Here is a 24,629-nt window from a genome sequence, read left to right as displayed (position 1 = left end):
ACACTCCTCGTCATGTCTGATTCCCCCGTGGCCAGTCTTGCGGCGCGGCGCCGGGTGCCGGCCGTCGTCAACGAACCGATTCGCAGCTACGCGCCGGGCTCGCCCGAGCGCGCTTCGTTGAAGGCGCGGCTCGGCAGCATGGCCGCCGAGCAGGTTGATATCCCGGTGATCGTCGGGGGCACGCCGCACCACACCGGCGACACGGCGTCCTGCATCATGCCGCACGCGCACCAGCACGTGCTCGGCACATGGCACGGGGCCACCCCCGCACTGGCGCAGCAGGCCATCGACGCGGCGCTGGCCGCCCGTGAAGAGTGGAGCCGGTGGGCCTGGGAGGATCGCGCTGCCGTGTTCCTCCGCGCGGCCGAACTCCTCTCGACGACGTGGCGCGACACGATCAACGCGGCGACGATGCTCGGGCAGAGCAAGACGGTGTTCCAGTCCGAGATCGACGCCGCGTGCGAGCTGGCCGACTTTCTCCGCTTCAACTGCGCGTTCGCCGAGGATCTCTACGCCGAGCAACCCGTCAACGACAAGGGCGTCTGGAACCAGACCGACTACCGTCCGCTCGAAGGCTTCGTGTACGCCGTCAGCCCGTTCAACTTCACGGCGATCGGCGGCAATCTCACGGCGGCGCCCGCGGTGATGGGCAACACGATCGTGTGGAAGCCCTCGCAGACGGCGATGCTGAGCAACTACTACGTGATGAAGTTGTTCGAGGCCGCGGGTCTTCCGCCAGGCGTCATCAACTTCGTCCCCGGCGATCCCGTGGCGATCTCGGACGTCGTGCTGAACCATCCGGAACTGGCGGGCGTGCACTTCACCGGCAGCACCACCGTGTTCCAGCACATGTGGAAGACCGTGGCGGGCCGCGTGGACCAGTACCGGTCGTATCCGCGCATGGTGGGCGAGACGGGCGGCAAGGACTTCATCATGGCGCACCCGTCGGCCAACGTCGACGCGCTGGCGGTGGCCATCGTCAGGGGCGGGTTCGAGTTCCAGGGGCAGAAGTGCTCGGCGTGCAGCCGCGTCTACATCCCGCAGTCGCTCTGGGGCGCGGTCAAGGATCGCATCGTCGCGATGATGGCCGACATCCGCGTCGGCGACGTGCGCGACTTCCGCAACTTCATGGGCGCGGTGATCGATCAGCGGTCGTTCACCAAGATCGGCGGATATCTCGAAGAGGCCCGTCGCACGGGCACCGTCCTGAGCGGTGGTACCGCCTCGAACGAGGTGGGCTACTTCGTGCAGCCGACCTTCGTGCAGGTGGAGGATCCCGGCGCGCGTCTGCTCTGCGAGGAGATCTTCGGCCCCGTCGTGACGGCCTACGTCTACCCCGACGATCAGTTCATCGAGACGATGGCCATCGTGAACAGGACGTCGCCGTACGCGCTGACGGGCGCGATCTTCGCCGACGATCGCCGCGCCGTGCGCCAGGCGTACACGCACCTGCGCAACGCGGCAGGCAACTTCTACATCAACGACAAGTGCACGGGCGCCGTGGTGGGCCAGCAGCCGTTCGGCGGCGCGCGCGCGTCGGGCACCAACGACAAGGCCGGCAGCAAGCTCAATCTCCTGCGCTGGGTGAGCCCGCGTTCGATCAAGGAGACGTTCGTCCCGCCCACCGACTACCGCTACCCCTACATGGGGGAAGAATGACGACGACCGGCAACCGGTTGCCCGTTGCCCGTTGCCTCTTGCCGGTACTACTGGCCTGCTGCCTGTCGATGGTGCAGGCGCAGCCGGCGCCGCGTCCGAACATCGTCCTGATCTACGCCGACGACCTGGGCTACGGCGATACGTCGGCGTACGGCGCCACGGCCATCTCGACGCCGCACATGGACCGCGTGGCGCGCGAGGGCGTCAGGTTCACGAACGGGTACGCGACGTCGGCCACGTGCACGCCGTCGCGGTTCTCGATGCTCACGGGCCGCTACGCGTGGCGCCAGCAGGGCACGGGCGTACTTCCCGGCAACGCGTCGCTCATCATCGATCCCGCGCGCACGACAATGCCCGCGATGCTGCGCAAGGCCGGCTATCAGACCGGTGTTGTCGGCAAGTGGCATCTCGGGCTCGGCGGACCTGACGGTCCCGACTGGAACGCGCGCATCACACCCGGTCCCAACGAGGTTGGCTTTGCCTACAGCTTCATCATGGCGGCCACCGGCGATCGCGTGCCGACGGTCTTTGTCGAAGACGGTCGCGTCGTCGGGCTCGATCCGACGGATCCGATTCGCGTGGACTACACCAAACCGGTCGGCGACTGGCCGACGGGCAAGGCCCATCCCGAACTGCTGACGACGCAGCGGCCGAGTCATGGGCACGATCAGACCATCGTCAACGGCGTGAGCCGGATCGGGTACATGACGGGCGGCAAGGCCGCGCTGTGGCGCGACCAGGACATGGCCGACACGTTCACGCGCAAGGCGGTCGCCTACATCGAGCAGCACCAGCGTGAGCCGTTCTTCCTCTACTTCGCCCTCAACGATCCGCACGTCCCGCGCGTGCCGCACGAACGATTCGTCGGCAAGTCGGGCATGGGCCCGCGCGGCGACGCGATCCTGCAGGCCGACTGGTCGATCGGGCAGGTGCTCGAGACGCTCGACCGCCTGAAGCTCGCCGACGACACGCTGGTGATCTTCACGAGCGACAACGGGCCCGTCGTCGACGACGGGTACGTCGATCAGGCGGTGGAGAAACTCGGCGCGCACAGGCCGTGGGGGCCGCTGCGCGGCGGCAAGTACAGCCGCTTCGAAGCCGGCACGCGCGTGCCGTTCGCCGTCCGGTGGCCGGCGCGCGTGAAGCGGGGCGTCAGCGACGCGCTCGTGTCGCAGGTGGATCTCGTGGCGTCACTTGCCGCGCTCACGCAGCAATCGGTACCGCAAGGCGACGCGGCAGACAGCACGAACCAGCTCGCGGCCCTGCTCGGCGAGGATCCCGTGGGCCGCGATCACATCGTCGAGCACGCAGGTGGACTGGCGCTGCGCGAGGGCCGGTGGAAGTACATCGAGCCGTCGAAGGGGCCGAGGCGCAACGAGTACACCAACACCGAACTCGCCAACGATCCACTGCCGCAGTTGTACGACCTCGACACAGACATCGGCGAGACCCGCAACATCGCCGCCGACCACCCCGATCGTGTCAAGGCGATGGCGGGACGGGTCGCGGCGATCAGACAAGCACCGTAGGGACCCGGTCCCTACGACGGCCTCCGCGATGACAGCCACGCCGTACGGAGGGCGTCCTGTTCCGGCGTGCGCGGGGAGGACGGGACGGCCTCCAGGCGGTTGTTCTTCTGCACCGTCACCGGCACGGTCCGCCGCTCGCCTCGGGAATCGAACTCCACCGCGACGTCGGTCCCCGGCGTCTGCGTCGCCAGGATGCGCTCGAAGTCGCCGGGCTGCGTGATGGCGGTGCCGGCGAGCGACGTGATGGCGTCGCCGCTGCCGATGCCTGCCGTGTGCAGCGGACTGCCCTCGATCGTATTGCCCGCCACGACCATGCGTCCCTGCCGCTGTTGGAGGCGCACGGGGCCGAGCGTTGGTGGCGTCCCTCGCTCGCGCAGCGCGTAGCCCACGGCGGCGAACAGCCGCGCGTAGTCGATGGCCTCGGTGCCGAGGACGTGGCGCGTGAAGAAGTCGGCCGCGAAGGCCGCGTCGCCGCTCACGACGGCCAGGGCCGCCTCGGCGTCCTTCACCGTGTACGGCCGTGTCACGTAACCGGGCGCCTTCCCGCCCGGAACGCCGTGGACCTTCCACAGTTGACGCATGAAGTCGTCGAGCGTCACGCGTCCGTTGCTCCGCTCGCGCAGCGTGAGGTCGAGACCGAGGCCGATCGCGGCGCCATACGTGTAATAGGATGCGAACGTATTCTCCCAGTTGGTGCTGTCGACGGACGTGGCCGCGTCCACGAACGGCGCGAGGCGGCTCATGTCCACCGCCGATCTGAACCGCGTGCCCGGCGCGTGGAGCACGCCGTTGGCGTATCCCGCGAGCTGCTCCACGCCCTGATCCGCGGCGATGAAGCCGGCGCGGATCATCGTGAGCACGCCGTAGTAGCTCGTGAAGCCCTCGGCCAGCCAGAGATCGCCCGACATGTTCGCGGTGCCGAAGTCGAACGGTTCGAGCGACGCCGGCCTGATGCGCTCGACGTTCCACGCGTGGAAGAACTCGTGCGACACGGTGCCGAGCAGCCGCGGTGCCGCGTCTGCCAGAGTCGCGCTCGACGTGCACACGGTGCTGTTGCGGTGCTCCATGCCGTCGCCATCCGCCCAGGGCAGGTAGTCCATCAGGAACGTGTACGTGCCCGTGTCGAACGCCGGGATCTCGCCGAAGACCGCGGCCTGCTCACGCACGACCTTCTCGACGTCGGCGGCGAAGGCGTCGACCTGCGCGTCCGTCCCGAGATGGTGCACGGCCAGCCTGATGCGGGCCGGCGCGCCGCTCGGGCGCGCCACGGTGAACTCGCGCACGGCGTGATCGCTGAATTCGATCGGCGAGTCCATGAAGTACTGGTGGTTCGGTGCCGTGAAGACGAGCGGATCGCCGGTCGGGAAGAGTTGCGTCGACACGCGCCACGCGAGGTCGGGCGGCTGCGTGAGGCGCACGCGAATCGGCGTCTGCTGGAGTGACGGCGCCCAGGCGAACGTCGCCGGGATGTTCAGGTGCGCGTGCGTGCGGTCGACCGCCGCATACGTGCCGTCCACGTGATCGGCAAACAGCCTGTAGCGCACGTGCACCGCGGGGCCGGTGGCCGCGATGCGCCAGTGCGCGGGGGCGACCTGCGTGACGGCCAGCGCCGCGCCGGCCGCGTCCAGCGCCTCGAACCTGTAGACGTTCTTGCCGAATTCGTGCGTCGCGTAACGGCCCGGCGATGATCGCGCCATCCGCACTTCGAGTGCCTGTCCCGCGCGCGACGGGAACGTCGCGTCGACCAGGAGCCATCGTTGCTCGGGATGCGGGATGGAGACGACGTACTCGATCCCCGTCGTCTGCGCCGCGACGGGGTTCGCGAGAGACGACAGCAGCAGAACGAACACCAACCGTGAAAGCCCACGCCAGACGCACATGCGGGCATGGTACTCGCTGAAATGCGATGACCGGCAACCGGCAACCGGCAACGGGCAACGGGCAACCGGTCGGAAATGCTGTCTGCGTCTGTGCCGTCGGATCGGGCACCCACAAGGGGTGCCCCTACACTCGTCCCACCGGATGCCCGGCGTCCAACCCCGACAACCGGTTGCCTGTCGCCGGTCGCCGGTCGCCCGGTTCCCGGTCGTCGGCTCCTACTTCACGCTGATGTTGCCGATGACCAGTCTGTCGCGGGCGGGGACGAGGGTCAGGGTGAGGTTGCGGCGGCGTTGGGCGGCGCCGGGGAGCTGCGTCAGGAGGCGCGTGACGGCGTTGAACTCGTCTGTCGCCCGGACGATCGTCACGCTCTCGAACACGCACACGAGCTCGCCTTCGGTGGAGAAGGCCTCCTTGAACTCCGTGCGCCACGCCGGGCTCATGTTGGGCCACAGACGGTTCAGCAGACCGAGGTCGCGGGCGAGATACGCACCGCAGAACTGGGAGATCGTCGCACGCGCCTCTTCGTTCGACCACGTCGAGAGATCCACGCGTGGCGAGGTGTTCTGCGTTGGTGGCGGCTGCGCCCCCGGTGTCGTGCCCGACGGCGTGGTCGTGACAGGCGGCGGGGTGGGTATCGTGCCGCCCGTCTGCGTCTGCGCTCGCTCGGTGGGCTGCATCGCCTGGAGGAAGTGCGTGCGCGCCTCCACGTACGCACTCACCGCCTGCGAGAGGCGGCCCGCCGCCGTATCGCGATCGGCCTGCGCCTGGCTGGTCGCCCCGAGGACGTACTCCGGCGCGGCGGACCGGCGAAGGTCGTCGGCCACGCGGCGTGAGGCGAGCGCGGTGCGGCGTGCGGCGTCGACCACACGCGTCCGCTCCTGGTGCACGGCACGCGCGGGTTCGCCCTTCACCTCGTCGATGGCTGCCATCGCCCTGTCGAAGCGGCCGGCGGCGACGTGCTGGCGTGCGGCAGCCCAGACGTCGATCTTCGTACCCGTCGGCGGCGGGACGACCGCTTCGGTGTCGTCCTTCGCGTCTCCGCTCGCCGTTGACGTCGGCGGCTCCGTACCCGTCGTCCCCTCACTGCCAGGCGGCGGCGTGACGGTGCCGGGCGTGTCGCCACTTACGGGTGTGTCGGTGTTCGACTGGATTGCAGGCTCGGGCGGTGTGGCAGACCCGCGCATGAACGCGAACCAGGCACCACCGCCCCCGAGCAGGAGCGCGAGCACCACCAGCACGGCCACCAGGGGTGACCGGCTCGTCGCTTCGCCCACGACATTCGACGGCGCCCCCCCGGACGGCGCCAAGGGCCCGTCGACGTCCACGCGCGACACGGGCTGGCGGATCAGCAGATTATCCAGCGCCGGTGCCGGCGCTTGTGTCGACGACGGTCCTGTCGTCGCTGCTGCGGGAGGTGGCGTGGCCGGTGCGGCAGGTGCTGCTGCGGCCGCAGCCGCCGGTTGCCGCGAGGGCGGCGCGGCAGGTGGGCGCGTTGCAGACGTCGGCGTGCGCCCGGCGTGCTCGGCGGCATCTGCGGTGAGTGCGGCCAGGCGCCCCTGCAACCGCTCCACGTCGCGGTGCGACGGATCGAGTTTGGTCAGCGCCTCGATCGCCCGGCGGGCCGCCAGCGGATCCTCCTTCTCGAGGGCCCGGCTCGCCTGCGCCACCATGCGGGCGATCCGCTGCGCACGGGTGCGGTCGGAGAGCCTCTGTTGCACCGCGAGGGCTTCGCCAGAATCCGGATCGAGGGCCAGGGCCTCGGCGATGAGGGCGGCCGCCTCGTCGAGTTTCTCGTGCTGCAGCGCCAGCCTGGCCCGCGAGGTCAGCGCGGCGACCTGCCGTTCATCGAGCCGTTCCTGGTGTGCCTTCCGGAGCGCGACCAGCGCCGGATGGCGCGGCGCGATGTCGGACAGGGCGGCCATGGCGCTTTCGGCCTCTTCGAGCGAGCCCGACTGCGACGCCTGTTCGGCGCGCATCACGGCGTCCTGGATGCGCAGCTCGAGCCGTCGTCCATGGAGTCGTTGCCGGAGCTGCTGCACGTCGGCATTGGGCGACGTGCCCACCGATTCGAGCCGTTGGACCAGATCGCTGGCCGTCGTGATCTGGCCCTGTTCGATCGCGTCCTCGGCATCTTTCAGCATCTGACGGCGCGACGTGGTGCTGTCGGCCCCCGACGACACCACCGTGGGCTCGGCCGGTAACACCACGAGCGTGTGATCGGGGTCGAGCCGGCGGGCGATCCCGAGGAACTCGCGCTCGATGAGCCGCGCCGATTCGGGCCGCGCGTCGGGCTCCTTCTGGAGGCACTTCATGATCGTGCGCACGAGCGCCTGCGGCGCGTCGGGCACGAAACTCTCGATCTGGCGCGGTTCCTCGCCTACGATCTGGCGCGAGACATGGTAGAGGTTGTCGCCCCCGAAGGCCTGCCGGCCCGTGAGGAGCTCGTAGGCCACCGAGCCCACCGAGAAGATGTCGCTGCGCGCGTCGACGGGTTGCCCCGTGATCTGCTCGGGCGACATGTACTGCGGCGTCCCCACCACCATGCCGGCCATCGTCATGCCCGAGGCTTCGTTGCCGTGGGCGATGCCGAAGTCCACCAGCCGCAGCGTGCCCGTCCCGTGTGCGATCAGCAGGTTCGACGGCTTGACGTCGCGATGGACGATGCCGCTGGTGTGCGCATGTGCCAGTCCCGCACACAGCTCGGAGAGCCAGTGCACCTTGCGAGCGAGCGGCACCGTGTCGCCGTTGCGGATGATCTGGGCCAGCGTGCGCCCGGCGATGAACTCCATCGCGAGGTACGGGTTGCCCTCGTGCTCACCGACGGCGTAGATGCTGACGATATTGGGGTGATGGACCTTTGCGGCCAGGCGCGCTTCCCGCAGGAAACGGCGCCGGGTCTCGTCGTCGGGGACCTTGAGCACCTTGATCGCGACGGGGCGATCCAGCATCGGGTCGAAGCCCAGATACACCATGCCCATGCCGCCGTGGCCGAGGCGGTCTCGCACTTCGTAAGGCCCGATATGTGCTGGAAGCTCGTCCACGTGGCGTCAGTCCGGTACTGTAAACGATTACGCCCCGTGCCGGAGCACGGATTACCGCTTCGCGTCTCCCGGGAAGGCGGCGCGCTGTTCACCCTCGCGCCAGGCAACGTTAGTCCCTAGGAGCGCTCAATGGGCACCCTCCCTGCAAAGATCGGTCGGTACAAAGTCGAACGCCTGCTCGGCGAGGGCGGAATGGGCGTCCTGTACCTCGCGCGCGACCCCGTCATCGACCGCCACGTCGCCCTCAAACTCCTCCGGGTCAACGGCGAGGACCTGCGCCGCCGCTTCATGCGGGAGGCGCAGTCGGCGGGCCGTCTCCAGCACCCGAACGTCGTCACGGTCTACGACGTGGGGGACCACGACGGACAGCTGTTCATCGCCATGGAGTACATCGATGGCGACACGCTGGCCACGCTGATCCGGGACGACGTGCCGTTCTCGGCGATCAGGAAGCTGGACATCATCGACGAGGTGGCCGACGGGCTTGGGTACGCCCATCAGCGCGGGATCGTCCACCGGGACATCAAGCCCGCGAACCTCATGATCACGAGGGCCGGGCTGGTCAAGGTGCTCGATTTCGGCATCGCCCGCGTGTCGCACCGGGAGTCGCGCGAATTCGACGCGCCGACGCTGATCGGGACGCCCGCCTACATGGCGCCCGAGCAACTGGAAGGTGCCGAGGTCGACGCGCGCAGCGACATCTACGCCGTCGGTCTCGTGATGTACGAGCTTTTCTCGGGATGTCGCGCGTTCGGCGGGTCCACGACTGCAGACGTCCTGCAGAAGGTGCTCGCCGCGCAGCCGACGCCGATCACGCAGCTCGTGCCGGGGATCGACAGGGACCTGGCGGGCGTGATCGCCCGCAGCATGGCGCGCCAGCCCGGCGATCGCTATCAGGACCTGCAGGCGATGCGGAAGGACCTGGCCCGCGCGCGCCGTCGCGCGATGCAGGCCAGCTCCGACGACGTGACGATGGTGGTGACCCTGCCGGTGACCCGTCCGGTGACCGGGGCTGCCACGCAGGCTCAGGCTGGCGTCCAGACACCACCCCCGGCGCCCGCCATGCGGGCGATCCACCCGCCACCTCCGTCGGCGGCATCTCCGACCCCCGCGGCGCCGGCGCGTGCAACACAGACCGAAGAGGACATCGCGCTCGAGCACCTGGCCGCCACGACGCAGGCGCGCCGCGATGCGCCCGCGCTCGTGCCGTCGCTGGACGAGACGGTGGTCGCCCCGCTCAAGGCGGTCGCCATGCCGCCCGCACCGAGCCGTGCGCCCGCGCCGCCGGCTGCCGCGCCTCCGATGACGCCGCCACCGCTTCCCCTGCCGTCGGCGCGTGGGAACGACGGGCCGTTGCCCGTGGCCCTGCCGCCGATGGCACCGAACGCCGGCGCGCCACCCGTGGTGGGTGCCGGCCGGGCGACAGCCGATTCGGCGGCCATCCACGCCGCCCGCGAACGGGCGGCTGCGCCATCGCGGCCGCCCGTGGCGGCGCCGCCACCCGTGGCCGCCAACGCCGCTTCGGCGCCGGTACCTGCCACGCGTGCCGGTCTGCCTGTCGCCGTCATCGTCGTGGCGATTCTCGGCGTGCTGGCCATGTGCCTGCTTGCCGCGATGCTCGTCGGGCGCGCGCTCGGGCTCGTGTCGATGTCGGGGCTGTTCACCCGCACCGTGGAGCCGACCGTCACTGCGGTGCTCGCCGAGCAGGAAGGGACCACGGAGGGGCTCGTCGTCGACACGACGCCGGCCCGCCAGGACGACTCACCGGCGGACACGCCGCAGGAGCCTCCCACGGGTGGCGACGTGGAGGTGGCGCGTGCGCGGGAGGCGGAGACCCTGGTGCAGACAGCGGTGGTGCCGCCGCGCGACTCCCGTGTGGTGGCGGACCGGATGCCGCCACCGGTGACCACCATCGCCCGGACGGTCCCACCGCGCGACGTCGTCCGCGACACGCCGGTGGCGGTGAGCGACACGCCGTCCCGCCCGCCCGTCGAGCATCGCGAGTCTGAGTTGCCGCCGGCGCAGACCGAACCGCCCCAGGAAGAAGGCGTGGCTCTGGTGCGGGCCTATGTGGCCGCGCGCAACACCGCCCACGCGTCGGGCATTCGCCGCGTGTGGCCGGCCGTGGACGACGTGCACCTGCGGCGCGTGACGAGCTCGTTCTCCGCACCGCTGACGCTTTCGACCTGCCGGGTGCTCCTGGTTGACGGGAGTCACGCCACGGCGTCCTGTCAGCTCGTACAGGCCGGCACCACTGGTGCCTACGCCCCGGACCAGAGCCTTTCGATCCGGCGGACGTTCGTGTTCGATCTGGGGCGCCAGGGGCGGGGCTGGGTGATTACAGGTGTGCGCGAATAATTGGTGAGACAGGCGCCATACAGATTTGTAGCTGGACAGTGAGACGCAAGTGCATATGATCCGCGTCAGTCGAGCAGAGTCGAACCCGTGACGATCCACCGCTGCAGAACGCCGCGCGCGTCGGCCGGGAGTGGGAGGGGGCAGGTCGCCGTCGAATGGCTGATGGTGGCCGGCATCCTCACGGCGGTGGCCATCATCCTGACGGGGATGTTCGAGCCGGTCCTGGTGTCTGCGGTCAGGATGCTGGCGCGCGCCGTGCGCACGGTGGGGCTGTGACCCTTCGACTTCGCTCAGGGCAGGCCCCTTCGACTTCGCTCAGGGCAAGCCGGGGGCGGGAGGGTGAGCGGGGGCAGACGGCCAACGAGTACCTGATGATCGCGGGCCTCTTGACGGCGATGCTGATCGTCCTGTCCTCGATCATCATCCCGACGATGAAGTTGGTCGGCGTGCGGGTGGTCAAGCACATGGTGCTGCACCTGTCGAGCCCGCCACGAGATGAAGCTGCCCCTCCGGCGAAGTGTCCGGAGTTCGTTGAGCCCGAAGAGGACGTTGAATGTCACTAGTGGCCCGAGTGAGGGCCGGGGAGAACGCACGTATGGAACCGACCACGACGAGCAGCGGCATGATCCGGACGATTCGACGCAACATCAGCGCGCGGCGCTTGCGCCGCGAGGAAGGCCAGACGCCGACCGAATACCTGATGATCGTCGGCATCATGGCGGCGGTGATTCTCATCGCCTTCATCTTCTTCTTCTGGGACACGGTGAAGCCGGCGGCTTCGAGCTGGTCCGAGAAGGCCGCTGACGCGGTCGGCGCCTCGAAGGACAAGAAGTCCACGGTCGACCAGTAGCCGGACGTTCCGACCTGACGTCCGTGCGTGCTCCTCACCGGCCGGCCGCGCGCGCTTCGGCGCGCCGCGGCCAGGCCACGCTCGAGGCGATGATGATGATGGGGTTCCTCCTCCTCATGATCTTCGGCCTCATGCATCTCGTGATGTTCGCCATCACGCGGTACATGCTGAACTATGCCGCGTTTGCCGCGTCGCGGGCGGCTGTCGTCGGCAACAGTCCGCAGCTGGCGGCGCAGGCCGTGATGGACAATCTGAACTGGTTCGCGACCGACGGCGGTGAGCAGGAGGTGCAGGTCCAGTACACCATCAAGGGATTCACGACCGGGTACGAAGTGCGCACGCGCGTGCCGTTCGGATTGCCGATCTACGAGTTGATCGACGGCGGCGGGATTGAGCTGGTGGCCTTCGCGCCGGCCAACAACCAGAGCGACGTGCCGAGTGGTGGCGACAATGACTAGCGAGCGCGGCCAGTCCACGCCGTTCTTCCTGTGCTTTCTCGTGCTGATGACGGTGATGGTCGGTACGATGGTCAACGTCGGTCAGGCGATCAACCGCCGCATGGGCCTGCAGGTCCTGGCCGACGCCGGCGCGTGGACGGGCGCCACCAACATGGCGATCGCCATGAACGGCCTGGCCGAGGTCAACGGCTGGCGGCACGACATCGAACCCGTGGCGAGCATCGGCGTGCCTGTCGCGGGTTTCTTCGGCCTCGATGGCGTCATGAAGACCATCTTCGAGGTTGGCACCACCATCATCAACTTCGTCGACATGGGGATCCAGATCGGCTACACGAAGATCCCCTACGACGAGGCCGCGCGCGTCACCTACTACAACGCGCACGACATGTTCCCCGGCGAGCAGCTGGAATGGTTCGAAGGCTTTCGGCTGGGATTCCTCTCGAGCGGCTCGGACACCGTGAGCGACGAGGTGCCCTTCACCAAGTCGCGTCCCACGGTCTGCACCGATCAACCCTTCCTCGACAGCACCTTCTTCCTGCTCCCGTGCGTGGTCGACGAGGAGCCGATCGAGAACACGGTGTACTACGTCGTGCCGTGCTTCCCGACCGGGTACTGTCCCGCGTCGTACACCTACGTGAAGTGGTACAGGAAGTCCGACGAGACCATCTCCTTCGTGTGGGTCGTCAGGGCGCCCGAGACACGGGCGATCTTCAATCCGTTCGACGTCTTCGGCGACGATGCCATTCCCGCGATGACGGCGGCCGCGCACGCCAAGCCTGTCGGCGGGGAGATTGAGAATTCCGAGGACGAGTACCGCGTGAAGATGGAGCCGTTGACGTCGGCGGCCATGTACTTCGCGCCGATGGCCGCGTTCAACAGCGCGGCCTACGACGACATCTTCGAGAAGTGGCGCCGCATTGCGTACTGACCATCTCACCTCGCGTGCCGGACAGGCCACCATCGAGACGATGATCATCGCCTCGATGGCGGCGGTGTTCCTTGCCGTCACGTTCCAGCTCTATCTCACCAACCGCAGCGTCGGCCGCACGATTCAGGAAGTCCACGGCCAGATGCTCAGCGGGTTCTGGCAGTACAACAACAAGAGCACCAAGTACGACGCCGAGACGGTGAAGGTGATCTGGGCGGCCAACCACGGCGTGCCCTCGGCCAGTTCCGTGCCCCGCGTGGGCCTGCTCCAGGGCGACCTCGACGAGGACCTGCGGATCTACAGCGACTGGGTGGAGCAGCACGGCGATCCCGACGGCAATTGCATGCCGTCGAGCCCGCCCTGCAAGCGCACCAAGGCGGGCGGCGGACTCAACGCCGGCGATCCATGGGATCTGGCGTTTTCGGGCATCGAGGAGCTCGGCTCGGGCGACTACTTCGGCTGGCTCATGTACAACGGCGAGGCGGCGGCCATCGACATCACGGGGCTGAAGGGCACGCTCCAGGACGCCCAGAGTGCCGTGCAGACACTCAACAAGATCCAGGACTGCATGGACGATTTCGTGGGGTGCGCGATGTCCTGCGTGTTCGGCAACTGCCCGTGGGATGACTGAGGCCGACGCCCGCCCGTTCGGTCGACGGCTTCCAACCTGTTCTCTGAATCGATACTCCCTATGTCCGGTCGCGCGAAACTCCTCCTGTCCCTGGTGCTCGGCCTGCTGGCCGTGTTCCTCGTCTACGTCTACGTCCGCGGCCTCGAACGCCAGTTGTACGAGGAAGTGGACATGCAGAACGTGGTGGTGACGCGCGCGGCGATCGCCGCCGGTACCGCCATCGACCAGGGCGCGATCCAGCGCATCGCCGTGCCACGCAAGTACCGCCAGCCGCAGACGTTCCCGACCATCGAGGAAGTCGCCGGTCGCGTGGCAGTGGTGCCCATCGCCGCCGGCACGCAGGTGAGCGGCAGCATGCTCGCCGACGCGGGGGCCGAGGCGCTGTCCTTCGAAGTGCCGCGCGGGCGCCGCGCCGTCGCCATCACGGTGACCGACGATACGGGCGTCGGTGGCCTGATCAGGCCGGGCAACTTCGTCGACATCCTCGGCACGTTCGAGTTCGGGCGTCCCACCGGCACGCAGAACGGCCGCGTGGTCTACGCCGACGAGCGGACCGAGGTGCGCACGATGCTCCAGAACGTGTTCGTCGTCGCGGTCAACAAGGAACTGCGTCGCGAGCGCGTGCAGAACGAGACGGCCGCGTCGGGCGGCACGGCGCAGCCGCCGCAGCGCGAACGGACGCTGCGGACCGTGACGCTGCTCGTGGAGCCGAAGGTGGTGCAGGAACTGATCCTCGCCCAGAACGTCGGCGACCTCACGCTCTCGCTGCGGTCCTCGCTCGACGACACCGTCGTGGAACTGCCGTTCCTCGATCCACTGGGCCTGCTGAAGGTCCCGATCCCCGTCAAGCCCAAGCCCAAGCCAATCCAGTCGTTCCGCGACGTCGGCCGCGGTCTCTTCTAGGAGGAGGCACGATGTTCTTCCCTCTCGCGCTCCGGGTGGTGCCCGTCGTCCTTGTCGCGTTGACCCTGCTGGTCCTGCCGGGCCGGATCTCGGCGCAGGTCACGCAGGAGGAGCTGACGATCTACGTCAACGAGGTCACGACGTGGTCGCCCGGTTATGCGATGGGCGACATCGTGCTCGGATCGCCGGCCACGGCCGGCTACGAGCCCGTCACCGGCCGCAAGGAACTGATGCTGCGCGGCAAGAAGCCGGGCCGCACCACGCTCAACGTGTGGGATCAGAAGAAGGTGCTGCGCCACGAGATCACGCTCATCGTGACCACGCGCGACGCGCTCACGCGTGAGGCGGACCTCAAGCGCCTGCTCGCGCCATATCCCAACGTCGAGATCTCCACCCTGGCCGGCGAGATGCTGCTCACGGGGACTGTGGCCAGCCAGGACGAGCTCAACGCCGTCACGAACCTGGCGCGCGTGGCGAAAGTCCAGTCGACGGTCCGCCTCGTGGCGCCCGTGACCCGGCCGATGTATGGCACCACCGGTCCGGTCGCCCCCACGGGACCTGGGCCTGGTGGCACCACGCCGGCGGGACCCGACGCGCCGCAGTTCACGGCGGTGGAGTACGATCTCGAGCTCTTCGAGGCCAGCGTGCAGTTCAAGACGGGCGGGTACGGCAGCGGCGTCGAGCCGTCGGGGCGCAGCCTGTACAAAGGCAGCGTGTCGGCACCCATCGGTGGCGAGGGAGAGATCTTCATCGGCGGCCAGGCCATGGATCCGAAGCAGAAGAATGCCAAGGAGATGAAGGACACGGGCATCCGCCTGACGGTCCGGCCGCGGCCCGGCACGCGCGGCGGGCTGGTGACGGCCGTCGAGGTCGAGACGAACGTGCCGCTCGAATACAACCTCTACGACCCCGACGTGTGGCGCCGGTCGCGCTACTCGTTCAACACCACCGAGGGCATCCCGTTCGCCGTGTCCGGCAACGACCTGCTCGCGGCGCCCGGGATCGCCGGCGGCATGAGCGCGATGGGCAAGGCCACGCGCGGTGCCCAGGCGGCCAACAGCGTGCCGGGGGCACGCGGCACGGGACTGCAGTACGTGCCGGTGTTCGGCAGCCTGTTCGGATCGAGGAACTACAAGACCAAGAAGACGCAGATCCTCGTCGTCTTCAGACCCGCGCTGGTCGCGGCGACGCAGCCCTGAGCGCATGGCTCGACTGAAAGTCATCGGCGTCACGTCGGGATCCGGCGGTGCAGGCAAGACGTTCGTGGCGACCAACCTCGCCGTCGGCATCCTGCAGCAGGTACGCGGCGGCGTGCTGTTCCTCGACGCGTCAGGCCCGTGCCCCGGTGATGGCTGCGCGAAGATGGGACTACCGCGCAACAAGAGCGTCAGCGACCTGCTGCCGCTCCTTGACCGCCTCACGCCCGAGTTCCTGACGTCGTACCTGATGTCGGCGCCGTCGGGCGTGCCGTGTCTCTCGCTGGTCAACGACGTCGTCCAGGCCAATGCGCTGAACCGGGGCGTCCTCGAGCAGGTGTTCAAGGTGCTCGACCAGGCCTTCGACTACCTGGTGATGGACCTGTCGTGGCTCACGGGCGACATCGGAGCGTTCCTCATCGATCGCACCGATCAGGTGTGCATCGTTGTCGATCCGATGCCGCAGGGCGTTGCACGGGCCGGTCACCTGCTGGGGTTGTTGCGCGGGGCCCAGGTGCCCCTCACGGCGCTCGCGCTCTGCGTGAACCGCACCACCGAGGCGTATACCGGCAGCCCGGCAGGCCACCTGGGGCCACCGGTCCTCATGTACCTGGCCGACAAGCCAGAGGTCGTGACGTGGGCCGAGACCAAGGGGCGCACGCTTATCGAGATGCGGCCCGATGATGACCTCTCGGCGGGGTTCGCGGACCTGTCGCGCGCGTTCATCCAGCGCGCGTTCAGGCATCGAGCGGAAGCGGCGCGCGAGGGACACGCCACCGTGCCGTCCGATGTGCGCCGCGATCTCAAGCTGCGCATCCTGCGCCGGTTGATCGAGGAGATCGATCTCCGCAAGGGCGATCTCGGTTACCTGCACGATCCCGTCAAGCGGCAGGAGATGCACGTGCGCGTCGAGGGCAAGCTCGTCGCGCTCGTGCAGGAGGAAGCCGTGGAGGCGGGGCGGCAGGATCGTCGTCAGCTCGTGAAGGAGCTGATGGACGAAGCGCTCGGTCTCGGTCCGCTCGAGGATCTGCTCGAGGATCCGGCGGTGACCGAAATCATGGTCAACCGCATCGACCAGGTGTACGTGGAGCGGAAGGGCCAGCTCACGCTCAGCAACGTGAGCTTCCTCAGCAACGATCAGCTGCGCGGCATCATCGAGCGCATCGTCGCGCCCCTCGGGAGGCGCATCGACGAAAAGGTGCCGATGGTCGATGCGCGCCTGCGCGACGGCAGCCGCGTCAACGCGATCATCCCGCCACTCGCGTTGCGCGGGCCGGCGATCACGATCCGCAAGTTCTCGAAGAAGCTGCTCGACATCCCGGATCTCATCGGCTTCGGATCGATGACCGAACAGATTGCGACGTTCCTCGGGGCCGCCGTCCACGCACGCCAGAACATCGTCATCTCGGGCGGCACGGGGTCTGGCAAGACCACGCTCCTCAACGTGCTCTCGTCGTTCATTCCCGACGATGAGCGCATCGTGACGATCGAGGACGCCGCCGAACTGCAGTTGCCGCAGGAGCACGTGGTGTCGCTCGAATCGCGGCCGCCGAACATCGAAGGCGAGGGCGCGATCACCATCCGCGATCTCGTGCGCAACTCGCTGCGCATGCGTCCCGATCGCATCGTGGTGGGCGAGTGTCGTGGCGGCGAGGCGCTGGACATGCTCCAGGCGATGAACACCGGACACGACGGCTCGCTCACGACCCTCCACGCCAACACGCCCGTCGACGCGCTCAGCCGTCTGGAGACGCTGGCGTTGATGTCGGGCCTCGACTTGCCTGCCCGCGCGATTCGCGATCAGATTGCATCGGCCGTGCAGCTCGTGGTGCAGCAGTCGCGCATGCAGGACGGCAGCCGACGCATCACCTACGTCACGGAGATCTGCGGACAGGACGGCAACGAGTTCGTGACACGCGACGTGTTCCGCTTCGAGCAGACGGGCATGACGCCAGACGGCAAGGCGACGGGGCAGTTCCGGCCCACCGGGCACGTGCCCGCGTTCGTGAAGAACCTTCCCAACTTCGGTATCCAGGTCCCGGAGGAGATTTTCCTCCACCAGACGCTATGACCTCCACCATGCTGCTGTTGAAGATCGGAGGCCTCGGCGTACTGCTCGTTGCCACGGCGTTGTTCGTGAGCGGCGGTGGCGAGGCCGTCGGCGGATGGTGGCGCCGCCACACGCGCGTCTACGGCGGCTGGATCGTCGACGAGTTCGACGCGATGTTCGAGGCGATCACCATCGAACGCGCGCAGTTCTTCATCACCGCGATGACGGTCGGCGGGGCGCTCGTCGGCTTCCTGCTCGGCAACATGCTGGCGAGCCGAATCTTCTTCGCGCTGTTCCTCTGCCTGCTGGGCTACTTCGTCCCGCGCGTCTTCGTGCTGTGGCGGCGGCGCGCGCGGATCGACAGGATCGACGATCAGCTCGTCGACGCGCTGCGGTTGATGTCCAACGGCCTCAAGGCCGGACTCAGCCTGCAGCAGGCGCTCGAACTCGCCGTGCGCGAGACCAAGCCGCCGATCGCCGACGAGCTCGCGCGCGTCGTGAAGGAAATCCATCTCGGACGGTTCATGGACGATGCGCTCCGCCGGTTCGCCGAGCGCGTGCCGCTCGAGGACGCGCGCATCATGGTCGATTCGATCCTGACGCTGCGCGAGACGGGCGGCAACCTGAGCGAGACGTTCGACGTCGTGGCCAACACCATCGTCGAGCGCAAGAAGGTGTCGGGCAAGATCAAGGCGATGACGGCCCAGGGGATGACGCAGGGCTTCATCATGTGCCTCATGCCTCCCGGCATGCTGATGCTGTTCTCGTTCATCGACCCGACCTACACCGCCCCGCTGTTCAACACGTTCCTCGGCTGGATCATCCTCGCCATCATCACGGCCCTCGACCTGATGGGCCTCTGGCTGATGATCAAGCTGGTGCAGATTGACGTATGACCGGCAACCGGCAACCGGCAACCGGCAACCGGATTCAACCGGTAGGGCCGGCCCTCCGGGCCCGGCCTGGAGCGGGGTGGTGGCGTGGCCGCCGGATTTCATCCGGCGGCAGGCGCGGGCAGACGACGACGGAGTACCTGATGATCGCCGGGATCATGACGGCGATCGGGATCATCGTGTTGCTGTGGATGTTCGAGCCGTGGCGCGAGACCGTGGAAGACGTGGCCGATTGCGTGCGGACCGACGACTGCGACGCGGTGGGAGCCCAGTAGGAGTGAGGCGCTGATGCTGTTCCTGACGTTGGGGCTGGCCATGATCTGTGCGTTCACGGCGGTGTGGCTGCTCGTGGGCAGCACCGGCGGCGGACAGCGGGCCCGTGATGGCGGACCGCCGAAGGGCGAGGTGCCCGAGGGCGCGCCGGCATCGGTGAAGGTCTTCTTCCCGCTGATCGCCGCGTTTGCCGGGCCCGCCAAGGCCGTCAAGTGGCCCAGCTATCGCGAGCGGTCGGCGGTGGCCATCGCGCGATCGGGCTGGGGCGACACCTTCACGATGAATCACCTGATCGGCATGAAGATCCTCATGGCGATCGTCGTGCCCCTCGGCAGCGCGATCCTGTTCGCCCCCGTGCGCAATCCGGCCATCTTCCTTCTGGTCGCTGCGCTGGGGTTCCTCATCCCCGACGCGATGTTGAGCAGCAGCCGCAAGGCGCGCGAACAGGCGATCATCAGGAGCCTGCCGAGCGCCGTCGACGTGCTCTCCCTGTCGGTCGAAGCTGGCCTCGAGTTCCTCATCGCGCTCGAACGCCTGGTGAAGCGAGGCCTGTCCGGGCCGCTGCGCGACGAACTGACGGCCGTCCTCAACGACATCCGCCTCGGCACCACGCGATCGGAGGCGCTGCGCGCGATGGCCACGCGGCTGGAGATCCCGCAGCTCTCGGCGTTCGTGTCCACCCTCGTCCAGGCCGATCTCCTGGGTGCGTCGATCGGCGAGGTGCTGAAGTCGCAGGCGTCCTTCCTGCGTACGGAGCGCTTCCAGCGCGCGGAGAAACTCGGCGCGCAGGCCACGCAGAAGATCATCTTCCCGATGCTCCTGTTCATCTTCCCGGCGGTGTTGCTGGTGGTCATCGCGCCCATCGCCCTCAAGTTCATCTACCAGGATTTCTGAGGACTCCCGTGCGCACGCGTCGTCTGATCGTCGTCACGCCCGAGGGCGAGCGCGAACTGCTGTTCATCGGCCGGCTCTCGGTGGGCCGCGCCCCCGAGTGCGACATCAGCCTCGCCGACACCAAGATCTCGCGGCGGCACGCCGAGTTCGACGCCACGGGCGACATGCCCCGCGTCACCGACCTCGGCAGCCGGAACGGCATCCTCGTGAACGGCCGGAAGCTCGGTGCGGCCGATCTCCAGCCCGGTGACGTGGTCACCGTCGGCGACGCGCAGATCCGCTTCGAGGAGCAGGTGACGGCTACCGTCGATCGCCCGGCGTCGCCGGGTGCCGATGACAGGACGGCCGTCATCGTCCCGGGCAGCATCGGGATGCCCGCTGCCGCACCCGCGGCCCCCGCGCCGGGAGACACGTCGGACAGGACCACGGTCCTGCCGGCGCCGGCGCCCGCCGCACCGGCCGCCGCGCCCGCGTACGCCCCGCCGCCCGTCGCGCCGCCACCACCGATGGCGCCACCACCGGCGGCTCCGCCACCCGTCGTGGCGGCACCGCCGCCCGTCACGGCCACGACGCCCCACATGCCCGCCGCCGTGCCGGCACCCGTGCCGGCGGCCAACGCCGCCTCGCCGGCTGCCGTCGCCGCGGTGGCGGGATCGACCGCTGCCACGCCGCGCTTCTCGTGGGGCGGCTTCGTCACGCTCGCGGCGGTCGCGCTCGGTGGGCTGGCGGTGCTGCTCGGCGCGCTGCCTCTGGTGTCCTCGTCGAGCAGCACGATTGACGCGCTCGCGCAGCGGCAGGCACGCACGCTGGTCGGATGGCTCGCCGCCGGGGTCGATCCCGCCCGCGCCACGATCGTCGACTCCGCGGTGATGGAGGCCGTGCTGGCGCAGCCGGGTGTCGAGCGCGCCATGGTGCTCGAGCGCTCGACGGGCGTGGCCGTGGCCCCCTCGTCGGTCGCGACGCGGACGTTCACGGAGCTGCCGGGGGTCGGAACGGGCTGGCGCGACGTGACGGCCCCGCGCGTGGACCGCGTCGACGGATTCGCCGATGCGTACGCACCCGCCGGCGGGGGGATGTACATCGCGTGGGTACGGTATGCGCGGCCGTCCGCGCAGGACGCCGGGCTGGCGATCATCGTGGCGCTGCTCGTCACGCTGGTGCTGGCCGTCGTCGCGGCGATGCTGATCAAGCGCCAGACACGTGCGACGCTGCAGCACTTCACGCGCCAGGTCGAACTCGCGGTGTCAGGCGCGTCGACCAAGGTGATGCAGGGGAACCTCGTCCCCGGGCTCGAACGCCTGCCGGGCGTGGTGGCCTACCTGCTCGAACGACGCGACGGTATGGCGGCTGGTCCGGTAGCCGACGCCGGTTCCGCCGACGTCTACGCCGCACCGGCGCCTGTCGATTCCGGTCCGCCCTGGCTCGAGGTCACGCCGTCGCTGACGGTGGCGGCCGCCAGCGCACACGGCCCCGCGAGCGCGAGCGCCGGCGGGTGGTCGTCGGCCGAAGGCAGGCACCTGCTCGACGTGCTCGATGGTCCGCTGCGCAACGCCGTCGTGCAGGGACTTGGCTCGCTCGGCATGCCCGCGGGATCCGAGGTGTCGGTCCCCCTCAGTGGCGCCGCGCCAATCTCGCTCCGCCGCGAAGCGTCGGGGCACGTGCGCGTGACACTCACAGCGCGATGAGGTAGAGAGAGACCCGATGGCTTCCCACGATCGTTCTGCGTCCCGCCTCGTCGTGCAGCGCCCCGATGGAGAGGAACTGGTCTATGCGCTCGAGCCGGGGCGTTCCATCACCCTGGGGCGCGATGCCAGCAACACCATCGTGCTCGCGTCGCACTTCGTGTCCAAGCGGCACGCGCTCGTCTCGTGGTCGCCGCGCGGCGTCCGTATCGAAGACCAGGACAGCGCCAACGGGCTCACGGTGAATGGCCTCACCGTCCACGCGGCGCAGTTGTCGGCGGGCGACGTCATCCAGATCGGCGACCAACGCATCGTCTTCGAGGTGGAAGGGCACGAGTCGGCCAGGCCGAGCCTGCCCGGCGCCCCGGTCAAGCCGCCCAACAAGGGCCTGCGGCTGGCGTTGACCGGCATGCTGACGCTGCTCGTGATGGTCGCGGCCCTCGGTGTCGTCTACAAGGTCTATGTGGCGCCGAAGCAGCAGGCCGCGATGGCGTCGACGGCGGTGGCGGTGGATCCGTCGTTGCCGCCCGATACCACGATCACGCCGTTCGATTCTCCGCAGGCACAGGCGATCGAGCAGCAGGCACTCGCGGCCAAGGACAAGCCCGTCGAGTGGCTGTACGACGAAGGGAACCTCGCGTATCGCAACGGACGACTGCTCGACGCGTATCGTCTGCTCCATGGCGCGCTGTTCCGAGACCCCAAGCACGAGCAGGCGCGTCGTCTCGTGCTTCGCGTGATGGGCGAGCGCGATCTGCGGCTGAGAAGCCTGCAGGCGGCCGCCGCACGATCCGATGAGGAACTCAAGTTCGAGGAGGCCGCACAACAGTGGGAAGCCGTGCAGGCGCTCACGCTCGAGACCGAGGCCCTGAACACCCGCGCGCGCACGGAAGCCGCGCGCCTGCGCCAGCGCGCCACGCGGTAGCGCGCGGAGAGATATCGAATGCCCAAGGTGATCATCTGGCGCGACGGCGCCATCGAAACGGAGTTCGATCCCGGCCACCGCGACTGGCGGATGGGGCGTTCCGAGACCAACGACATCACGCTGCTGGACCCGAACAAGTCCGTGTCGCGGTTCCACGCCGAACTGCGCGAAGAGAACGGCCGCTGGTTGTTCATCGATCTGAACAGCCAGAACGGCAGCTGGAAGGATGGACAGCGCGTCAACCGGCTGGTACTGGAGCACGGGCATGAGGTGCTGTTCGGCGACTACAGGCTCGTGTTCCACGAGGACCATCCCGTTGCGCCGCCGCCGCCGCCACCGCCGGTGCACGTGGCGGACCACGCACCCGCGCACACGCCGGTTCCGCCGCCGGTGCCGTTACCGCCGGACGTGACGGCCGACGTGTCGTCGGACGTGTCGGTGACCGCGGAAGTGCCGGCATCACCCGATCTCACGCTGCTGATGCCGGGCAAGGTGGAGGTACCCGCGTCGGGGCCGCCCCCCGCGCCGGCGCCTGTGGTGCGCTCGGCGGTCAAGCCGAAGCCGGCACGCAAGGGCGTCAATCCGATCATCCTGGTGCTGTTCCTCCTCGCGATGATCGGCGCGGTGGCCGCGGCCGCGTGGAAGCTGGTGCTGGATCGGCCCGTCGAGCCGCGCGTGGTCGCCGACGTGGAGCCAGAGCCGCCACCTGTCGTCACGCCGCCGCCCGTCGACCCCCCACCCGCCGTGGAACCACCGGTCGAAGCGCCCCTTGTCGAGGAACCGCCTCTGCCGCCTGTCGAAGAACCACCCGCGGGCAAGGCGCAGACGTCCGGCACCCGTGCGCGCCGGCAGCAGACGACCGAGCCGAAGGACAACCCTGCCGTGGTCTCGCGCTACGAGGACGGCCGGCGCGCGCTCAACGCGGGTCGCTTCGTCGAGGCCGAGCGTGCGTTCCAGGCCGTGCTCGCTCAGCAGCCCGGATTCCGCGACGCGTCCAGCCTGCTCGCGCAAGCGCGTGACGGACAGGCCGCCGCTCGACAGAAGGCGCTCGACGAGGCCCGCGCGCTCGAGGGGAAGGGCGAGTGGACGCGTGCCGTGGCGGCCTACCAGCGAGCCGGCGCCGCCGATGAGGCCGCGGCGGCGCGAACCAAGATGGCCGAAGCCGGCGACGATGCCTACCGCAAGGCGCGGCAGTTCGACGCGCGCAACAGGCCCGTCGAGGCCATCGGCTGGTATCAGCGCGCCGTCGATTGGCTGCCAGACAGTGATGCCCGCAAGGCGACCGCCCAGGAGCGCCTCACGGCGCTGAAGGGGGGCGGCGAGTGACCGACGCCGAGCTCGACGCCCGGCTCGGCGAACTGCTCGTGTCATCGCGCGCGCTCGACGCGTCGCGCGTGGAGGCGGCGCGCGTGTACCAGCACGCCCGCGGCGGTACGCTCGCCGGCGCGGTTCTGTCGCTCACGCTGGCCACCGACAAGGCCGTCCGTCTCCTGCTCGAGGAGATCACCGGCATCAAGACGGTCGACCCGTCGCTGATGACCGTCTATCCGGACTTCCTCGAGCGTGTGAACACGCTCGTGCCAGCCAACGTCTGGCTGGACATGCTCGCGTTCCCTGCGCAGATGGAGGTCAACAGGCTGCACGTCTGCCTGTTGAACCCAACCGACGCGCGCTATCGTCGCAGTCTGGAGTCGCTCTCGGGATGCCAGGTGGTGCCGCTGCTGGCCACCGAGCCGGCGGTGTCGGGCGCGCTCACGAAGCACTACGCGGCGTCCCTGAAGGGGCGTACGCTCGCCTACATGGGCGAGGCGTCGCTCACGTCGGCGGAAGCGGCGTACAAGGCCGCCATCGAGACGCCGTTCTCGCAGTACGTGGAGGGTGCCGCGGCTTTCGCCAACAGGACGCGCGACACCCTCGGTCAGGGCGAGCAGGGGCTCGAGCTGCTGGCGCGCGAGCCGGTGATCATCAGGCTCGTCCACCAGACCATCGCACGCAGCGTGGAAGCCGGATCGAGCGACATCCACGTGGAGCCCGCCGAGGGGCGGCTGCGCGTGCGTGCGCGCGTGGACGGCGCGCTGCGCGTGCTCCACGACCTGCCGCCGTCGGTGATTCAACCTGTGACGGCGCGCCTCAAGGCGATGGCCGACGTGCCGCTGCAGACGGCAACGGCGCCCATCGACGCGCGCATCGGGTACGACCTCGTGTGGGGACGGCCCATCGATCTGCGGTTCTCGCTCGTGCCGTCGATCTCCGGCGAGAAGGTCGTGATGCGCGTGCTCGACCGCGCGCGCCAGCGGCGCGATCTCGGCGATCTCGGTGTCGACGAGGAGACGAAGACGCTCCTCGAAGAGGCGTCGGATCTGCCGAACGGCCTGCTGCTCGTGACGGGCCCGACGGGCAGCGGCAAGAGCTCCACGCTGTACGCGCTGCTCGACCGGCTCAACACGGAGGACGAGTGCATCCTCACGGCCGAGGATC

The 24,629-nt window shown here is 68.9% G+C and carries 20 protein-coding genes; 18 read left to right on the top strand and 2 right to left on the bottom strand.

Annotated elements, in window-relative coordinates:
- Positions 1-12: 12 nt before the first annotated feature.
- Positions 13-1,659, top strand: a complete 1,647-nt coding sequence (gene pruA / locus IT182_16570; protein ID MCC6164965.1) for an L-glutamate gamma-semialdehyde dehydrogenase — start codon at positions 13-15, stop codon at positions 1,657-1,659.
- Positions 1,656-3,188, top strand: coding sequence for an arylsulfatase (locus tag IT182_16565; GenBank protein MCC6164964.1), 1,533 nt, complete (start codon positions 1,656-1,658; stop codon positions 3,186-3,188). Before pruA ends, IT182_16565 begins: the two co-directional genes overlap by 4 nt.
- An 11-nt stretch (positions 3,189-3,199) precedes the next feature.
- On the opposite strand, the gene IT182_16560 is transcribed toward IT182_16565, so the two are convergent.
- Together IT182_16560 and IT182_16555 are read right to left on the bottom strand one after the other, a co-directional pair.
- Positions 3,200-5,068, bottom strand: coding sequence for a M61 family metallopeptidase (locus tag IT182_16560; protein MCC6164963.1), 1,869 nt, complete (start codon positions 5,066-5,068; stop codon positions 3,200-3,202).
- 216 nt (positions 5,069-5,284) lie between these two features.
- Positions 5,285-8,110: a protein kinase gene (locus tag IT182_16555; protein MCC6164962.1), complete on the bottom strand. Its 2,826-nt coding sequence runs from the start codon at positions 8,108-8,110 to the stop codon at positions 5,285-5,287.
- Between the two features lie 129 nt (positions 8,111-8,239).
- Here IT182_16555 and IT182_16550 point away from each other — a divergent pair, with 129 nt between their 5' ends.
- The 16 genes from IT182_16550 to tadA all read left to right on the top strand — a co-directional run.
- A complete protein-coding gene (locus tag IT182_16550) occupies positions 8,240-10,468 on the top strand; it encodes a serine/threonine protein kinase (protein MCC6164961.1) in 2,229 nt (742 codons plus the stop codon).
- Positions 10,469-10,555: 87 nt separating this feature from the next.
- Positions 10,556-10,744: a hypothetical protein gene (locus IT182_16545; protein ID MCC6164960.1), complete on the top strand. Its 189-nt coding sequence runs from the start codon at positions 10,556-10,558 to the stop codon at positions 10,742-10,744.
- A gap of 95 nt (positions 10,745-10,839) precedes the next feature.
- Positions 10,840-11,031, top strand: coding sequence for a hypothetical protein (locus IT182_16540; GenBank protein MCC6164959.1), 192 nt, complete (start codon positions 10,840-10,842; stop codon positions 11,029-11,031).
- A 32-nt stretch (positions 11,032-11,063) separates the two neighbouring features.
- Positions 11,064-11,318 carry a hypothetical protein gene (locus IT182_16535; protein MCC6164958.1) on the top strand — a complete coding sequence of 85 codons (255 nt, stop codon included), beginning with the start codon at positions 11,064-11,066 and terminating at the stop codon, positions 11,316-11,318.
- Between the two features lie 23 nt (positions 11,319-11,341).
- A complete protein-coding gene (locus IT182_16530) occupies positions 11,342-11,776 on the top strand; it encodes a hypothetical protein (GenBank protein MCC6164957.1) in 435 nt (144 codons plus the stop codon).
- Positions 11,760-12,704 (top strand): Tad domain-containing protein, encoded by a 945-nt coding sequence (locus IT182_16525; protein MCC6164956.1) that lies wholly within the window; start codon positions 11,760-11,762, stop codon positions 12,702-12,704. Before IT182_16530 ends, IT182_16525 begins: the two co-directional genes overlap by 17 nt.
- A complete protein-coding gene (locus IT182_16520) occupies positions 12,694-13,335 on the top strand; it encodes a hypothetical protein (protein MCC6164955.1) in 642 nt (213 codons plus the stop codon). Before IT182_16525 ends, IT182_16520 begins: the two co-directional genes overlap by 11 nt.
- A 60-nt stretch (positions 13,336-13,395) precedes the next feature.
- The gene (gene cpaB / locus IT182_16515) at positions 13,396-14,238 is read left to right on the top strand and encodes a Flp pilus assembly protein CpaB (GenBank protein ID MCC6164954.1); all 843 of its coding nucleotides are present in this window, start codon (positions 13,396-13,398) and stop codon (positions 14,236-14,238) included.
- 11 nt (positions 14,239-14,249) lie between these two features.
- Positions 14,250-15,437 carry a pilus assembly protein N-terminal domain-containing protein gene (locus IT182_16510; protein MCC6164953.1) on the top strand — a complete coding sequence of 396 codons (1,188 nt, stop codon included), beginning with the start codon at positions 14,250-14,252 and terminating at the stop codon, positions 15,435-15,437.
- A gap of 667 nt (positions 15,438-16,104) precedes the next feature.
- Entirely contained in the window at positions 16,105-17,505 is a 1,401-nt protein-coding gene (locus IT182_16505; GenBank protein MCC6164952.1) for a CpaF family protein, read from the top strand.
- Positions 17,506-17,513: 8 nt separating this feature from the next.
- Positions 17,514-18,380, top strand: coding sequence for a type II secretion system F family protein (locus IT182_16500; protein MCC6164951.1), 867 nt, complete (start codon positions 17,514-17,516; stop codon positions 18,378-18,380).
- Between the two features lie 285 nt (positions 18,381-18,665).
- Complete coding sequence (locus IT182_16495) at positions 18,666-19,544, top strand: type II secretion system F family protein (protein ID MCC6164950.1); 879 nt, start codon at positions 18,666-18,668, stop codon at positions 19,542-19,544.
- Positions 19,545-19,552: 8 nt separating this feature from the next.
- Positions 19,553-21,229 (top strand): FHA domain-containing protein, encoded by a 1,677-nt coding sequence (locus tag IT182_16490; protein ID MCC6164949.1) that lies wholly within the window; start codon positions 19,553-19,555, stop codon positions 21,227-21,229.
- Positions 21,230-21,245: 16 nt separating this feature from the next.
- The gene (locus IT182_16485) at positions 21,246-22,151 is read left to right on the top strand and encodes an FHA domain-containing protein (protein ID MCC6164948.1); all 906 of its coding nucleotides are present in this window, start codon (positions 21,246-21,248) and stop codon (positions 22,149-22,151) included.
- Between the two features lie 18 nt (positions 22,152-22,169).
- Positions 22,170-23,477, top strand: coding sequence for an FHA domain-containing protein (locus IT182_16480; GenBank protein MCC6164947.1), 1,308 nt, complete (start codon positions 22,170-22,172; stop codon positions 23,475-23,477).
- The coding region (gene tadA / locus IT182_16475) for a Flp pilus assembly complex ATPase component TadA (GenBank protein ID MCC6164946.1) at positions 23,474-24,629 on the top strand (1,156 nt) is incomplete at its 3' end. The genes IT182_16480 and tadA, both read left to right, overlap by 4 nt.

The sequence above is a fragment of the Acidobacteriota bacterium genome (assembly GCA_020845575.1).
Taxonomy (GTDB): domain Bacteria; phylum Acidobacteriota; class Vicinamibacteria; order Vicinamibacterales; family Vicinamibacteraceae; genus Luteitalea.
This window is presented reverse-complemented; position numbering and strand designations above follow the sequence as displayed.

Coding starts and splice junctions, on each gene's coding strand:
- pruA (MCC6164965.1), top strand. CDS start 13: ATGTCTGATTCCCCCGTGGCCAGTCTTGCGGCGCGGCGCCGGGTGCCG.
- IT182_16565 (MCC6164964.1), top strand. CDS start 1,656: ATGACGACGACCGGCAACCGGTTGCCCGTTGCCCGTTGCCTCTTGCCG.
- IT182_16560 (MCC6164963.1), bottom strand. CDS start 5,068: ATGTGCGTCTGGCGTGGGCTTTCACGGTTGGTGTTCGTTCTGCTGCTG.
- IT182_16550 (MCC6164961.1), top strand. CDS start 8,240: ATGGGCACCCTCCCTGCAAAGATCGGTCGGTACAAAGTCGAACGCCTG.
- IT182_16540 (MCC6164959.1), top strand. CDS start 10,840: ATGATCGCGGGCCTCTTGACGGCGATGCTGATCGTCCTGTCCTCGATC.
- IT182_16535 (MCC6164958.1), top strand. CDS start 11,064: ATGGAACCGACCACGACGAGCAGCGGCATGATCCGGACGATTCGACGC.
- cpaB (MCC6164954.1), top strand. CDS start 13,396: ATGTCCGGTCGCGCGAAACTCCTCCTGTCCCTGGTGCTCGGCCTGCTG.
- IT182_16510 (MCC6164953.1), top strand. CDS start 14,250: ATGTTCTTCCCTCTCGCGCTCCGGGTGGTGCCCGTCGTCCTTGTCGCG.
- IT182_16505 (MCC6164952.1), top strand. CDS start 16,105: ATGCGGCCCGATGATGACCTCTCGGCGGGGTTCGCGGACCTGTCGCGC.
- IT182_16500 (MCC6164951.1), top strand. CDS start 17,514: ATGCTGCTGTTGAAGATCGGAGGCCTCGGCGTACTGCTCGTTGCCACG.
- IT182_16495 (MCC6164950.1), top strand. CDS start 18,666: ATGCTGTTCCTGACGTTGGGGCTGGCCATGATCTGTGCGTTCACGGCG.
- IT182_16485 (MCC6164948.1), top strand. CDS start 21,246: ATGGCTTCCCACGATCGTTCTGCGTCCCGCCTCGTCGTGCAGCGCCCC.
- IT182_16480 (MCC6164947.1), top strand. CDS start 22,170: ATGCCCAAGGTGATCATCTGGCGCGACGGCGCCATCGAAACGGAGTTC.